The following is a 4,377-nucleotide window of genomic DNA, read 5'->3' as shown; positions in this document are numbered from 1 at the left end:
TTTTATCCCAACTTGTACCGTTGGCAAATTCAACCTTTTCAATTTGGTAATTAGTACCATAAGCCCAATTCTGGATAGTGATTATATCTGTTGTGCCATTGACTGAGAGATATAAATTGTATTGATCTCTCCTTAAAGTAATGTCTGTGGGAAGGATACCTGTACCAAAACGGATTGTGTCAATGTTGCCAACAGTGGGGTCATAATCAGAGATAGTATCTTGTCCATCTCCTTTATTAAAGATGTAAATGTCGTTACCATAACCACCATTTAAGGTGTCATTTCCTAATCCACCGTTAATGATGTCATTACCATTATCACCTGAAATATTGTCATTTCCTGCATTCCCAACTAGCCAATTGTCTTTTCCGTTGCTACCGTTAAGGGTGTCGTTGCTTGCAGTACCGTTGATGGTGTTATATCCCATCGTTGCCAGAGCGAAAGCAAAGCCCTGTCCTGCGATATTGCCTTGTTTTTGTAAGGCAGCTAATACTTGTTTTCCAAAGTCGCCATTGGTTTTAAGACTGTTACCAAAATCTTGCATCCAAGCAGCACCAGTAATTGCGTTTGCTGTGTATTTTGTTTGCAAAGCTTTTACAGTGTTGCTAACATCAAGATCAAACTGGTTTGTAGTGCTGTTCCAACTCAGATTGATACTGTCGTATAAACCTTTGAAGTGGGTTTGCGCCATTAGTTGGGCATAAAATGTTTGATACAACTGATCGTATGTGGTTTGTAAAGTCGCTGCCGCACGTTGAGCAGGATCTGAGTTACCACCCTGTGTAAAACGTTCGCCCAAAAAAGCTTCGATCGCATAAAGTATACGCCCGTCGGTCAAATAGCTACCGCGACTATTGACTGCATATTTGTCAGCCCCGCTCCATGAAAATAAGATTTGCTGGAACAAAGCGTGACGTGCCGCCGTATCGGTTGTAGTGGAAAATTGCTTGACTAGGTTTTGTAATTTGCTCGTCGTATCTCTAGCCATTGCTTGCCGTAGACTATGGACATTACCAAAGCCTTGCAATTCAGGTAGGGCAGCAATAGTAGCATTGACAGTAACGATATCTTGAGCGATCGCGCGGGCGGTGTCTGTAGCAAACCAGACATCGTTCATGGCGCGGGTGCTACCATCATTGCGGGTGTAGTTACCAACTTGTAGATGCTGGTTGCCTTGGGCATCTGTTATCGTCTGATCGGTAAAACCAGTATTTAGGCTTTTGACACCAGCTTGAGTCAGGGTAAGCAGTTCGCCCGTATCTACCACACCATTACTGTTGCTGTCTTTCCATACGCGCAACTGGGTATAGGCAGTGTCGGAGGCATTTATCTTGCCATCCTTGTTAATGTCAAATTCTGTCAGGGCTGCAAAACCATGCGCCGCTTTACTACCATTTTTGAGGATGGTGTTATTGCCGAACAGTTCAGAACCATTGTCTATTTTTCCATTGCTATTTCTGTCTAATACGAGCAGTCCATCATTTTTGCCAACCCAGCCTGTAGTCTCAGCAAATTTGTTGCCATCTAGATCAAAATGCACTCCAGCAGATTTACTGATTGTGTCAACCCCGTTGCCGTCTAAATCAAGAATGATCGGGCTGGTAATAGTTTTGGCTTCATTGAAGGATGCTTGAAGGGAGGTGATAAGGTCGCCTGTATCTATAACTAAGTTTTGCCCAACGTTCCAGACTCCAAAACCAAATGCTCCTAGAAATGATCCTAGAAAATTACTCCCAATTAACTTGGCTGCTTCGATTTCCTGACCGTTAGCAAAGTTTTTCTGTATTTCTGCACGAACATCAATAGAATAACGTAGAGCCATTTCTGCGCCCCACCTATCATCAAAACTTGAATTTGGGTCGTTCTTAACTGAAGTCCAATACTCAAACTCCATCTGAGCTACTTGACGATTAGCTTCAGAATTGCTTATAGGCTTTGCCATTAAAGCTTGTACTTCAGGTTTAAGAAACAACTCACCAATTCTTGCAGAGTATCGGTTTCTAAATCCGCCCACCCCAATATCATAGGGTAATAACAGACCATAGTATAATGCCCGTATTCCTTGATGAACGCCATACCCAATTGTTCCTTCGGGGAATTTCTCAGTAGCCTTCAAAGCAGCATAGCGATCTGTTCCTAAGTTTTGCAAAGACATAGTAAATCTCCGACATTTTGTAATGGTTCAAGACATTGTGGGAATGCTGAAAAGATATAAACAAACGAAACTTGTCTACAAACACCAAATTAGCAAACCATAAGTTCGTAAGTCCATAATAGAAATGGAGCTAAATTCTTAGACTTAGACATTAAAGAATCCTCAAATAATTTTAGAAAAGTTGGTTTTTGAAAGGCGGCTTTCACCCCCATTAGTTCATGCCCATGCTGGCGCAGCTACTTATCAAGGTTTGGATGCCAATCAATGAATCAATGAAATCATAAGTACTTCTGATTTAGCACGCAATTTCTAAAATTCACAGTTTGGTATATAATGTGTGAAAAATTCACACACTGCACTCGGTGGCAATAATGACATTAATACCTGCATCTCAAGATCCTAATAATTTTGAAACTTGTTTAGAGACTCTTAAGAAAGCTTATAAAAACGGTAAGGGGATTTTGCTACTTAAACTCCTTGTGATAGATCAAAAAACAGGAAAAGATATTGGAGAAACAATTGGAAAGTTTCCTAATTTTGGAACTATTACAGAATCCGCTGTAAGCGTGCAAATATCAAAAATATGTAAACTATTTGGGGTTGCCTACGAAAAAAGTAAGGCTGGCACAGAACTTAAATATCACTGCAAAAATCACCAACGATTGATCATTGATGTATATAATGAAGCGGCGAAGGAGTATGGGTGGAATCATGATAGTACTTCACCGCAACAAGAGTACGAAGTACCAGATATGCCTTCAGGATTTAACCCGTTTCGCATTGGAAATATTACAATACCAATCCAAATACTTTTCGGAACACCGGACCAACCGATTAATAACGGCGAAGAAGATATTAAGATAAATGATAAGCCTGATATTTTTCTAGAAAAAACTTCTGAATTCAAAGAAAAATTTCCTGCAAATATGCAAGAACGTTTACTAAATATTCAAGCGGAAAAAAAAGGAATTAAAGATCTTCATAATAAAACAGGAACAAAGGTTAGGATTGACTCTTTTCACCATAGTAAAACATTAACAAAAACAAAGGCTAGGATTGACTCTTTTCACCAAGGTGACGAGAGAGATGGTGATAGAAGAGGGCTGATAACCCTCGAATTTTCAAGGGTAGACTACAAAACAATGTATTTTACTAACCTATCTTTAGATATCCCAATAATTGATAGTAGTGGAGAAACGAAAACAATAAGAGAATTGTATGTCTCTGAAAATTTTACCGATTTATCAGAATCTATCCTCGCTAATCCTGGCTCTGTTGATGTGGCTGTTATCTGCGAAAATAAGAATTCCCGTCAACTTATTATTAGAAAACGAGGAAATATTAGTCTTTACAGAGGATGGTACCAAGTTTCTGCTACAGGATATATAGATGCAAGCCATAAGGACGAACATGGTGCTGCTAGCCCTTTTGTCACAGCGGCTATTGAATCAAATCAAGAAATTGCTGGGAGCTTAGAGGCAAAGCCCTCTGACTTTAACCTGATTGGTCTTGGTATTAGATGGATAGATTTATATCCATCTTTTTTTGGATATATCGAGACAAACAAATCTGACGAACAATTAATAGGTGATTTTTGTAGAGATCCCCATGAGGGTAGTTTATCAACAATACCTTTTACCCCTGAATCAGTTTTAGAACATATTGCCAATAATAAATGGGTCGCTTTTAGTGCTTTGTGTGCCATAGCAACTCTTTTAAAATTCTTTCCAAGAGATGAAGTTAAAAAAGCTGCTTGTAATGTACAAGAAAAGAACTGGAGAGACTTTATAGAGTATGAAACACAAAAGTGATTTCATCTGAATTTAAGAACTATGACAGGAAATACTGAAGTTATTTCCTGCTAATATTGTTTGACCACGAGTAGATCCTTACTACCTTCCTCACCGAACAGTTTCTTAAAACCGAAATCTGTATAAAGATTAAAGTATTTTGCAGCCATAACTACTCCTCTAAGATTATTTCTAATGAAATACTCTAGAAAACTCTGTCTAATATTTCCTGTATAGCACAAAAAATGGTTGCAAGTCTATTAATTGGCATTATTCGCTCAAATTCTTTTAATAGCTTCCTGTGATAAGCCAGTTGATTCTGCAATAATTTCTATAGCTATATTCTGCTCTTTCAAAGCTTTGGCAACTTTTTCAATCCCCTTTTCAATCCCCTTTTCAATTCCCTTTTCAATCCCCTTTTCAATGCCGACC

General features: G+C 38.7%; 2 protein-coding genes and 2 pseudogenes. 1 reads left to right on the top strand and 3 read right to left on the bottom strand.

Going from position 1 to position 4,377, the window contains the following annotated elements; genetic code table 11:
* Window positions 1-2,155, bottom strand: a 2,155-nt coding sequence (locus VB711_RS26310) for a calcium-binding protein (RefSeq protein WP_323289383.1), incomplete at its 3' end; no start/stop codon positions are given.
* A gap of 371 nt (window positions 2,156-2,526) precedes the next feature.
* Between VB711_RS26310 and VB711_RS26305 the strand changes: the two genes are divergently transcribed.
* Complete coding sequence (locus VB711_RS26305; RefSeq protein WP_323289382.1) at window positions 2,527-3,966, top strand: hypothetical protein; 1,440 nt, start codon at window positions 2,527-2,529, stop codon at window positions 3,964-3,966.
* Between the two features lie 65 nt (window positions 3,967-4,031).
* Here VB711_RS26305 and VB711_RS26610 read toward each other — a convergent pair.
* Both VB711_RS26610 and VB711_RS26605 read right to left on the bottom strand, forming a co-directional pair.
* Window positions 4,032-4,115: pseudogene (locus VB711_RS26610) on the bottom strand (Rpn family recombination-promoting nuclease/putative transposase); the annotation flags it as partial.
* Window positions 4,116-4,223: 108 nt separating this feature from the next.
* Window positions 4,224-4,377 (bottom strand): annotated as a pseudogene (locus VB711_RS26605) (Rpn family recombination-promoting nuclease/putative transposase); the annotation flags it as partial.

Origin of the sequence: Cronbergia sp. UHCC 0137 (assembly GCF_034932285.1) — a bacterium.
Taxonomy (GTDB): Bacteria; Cyanobacteriota; Cyanobacteriia; order Cyanobacteriales; family Nostocaceae; genus Cronbergia.
The sequence above is the reverse complement of the archived record's forward strand: the minus strand, read 5'-3'. Positions and strand labels throughout refer to the sequence as shown.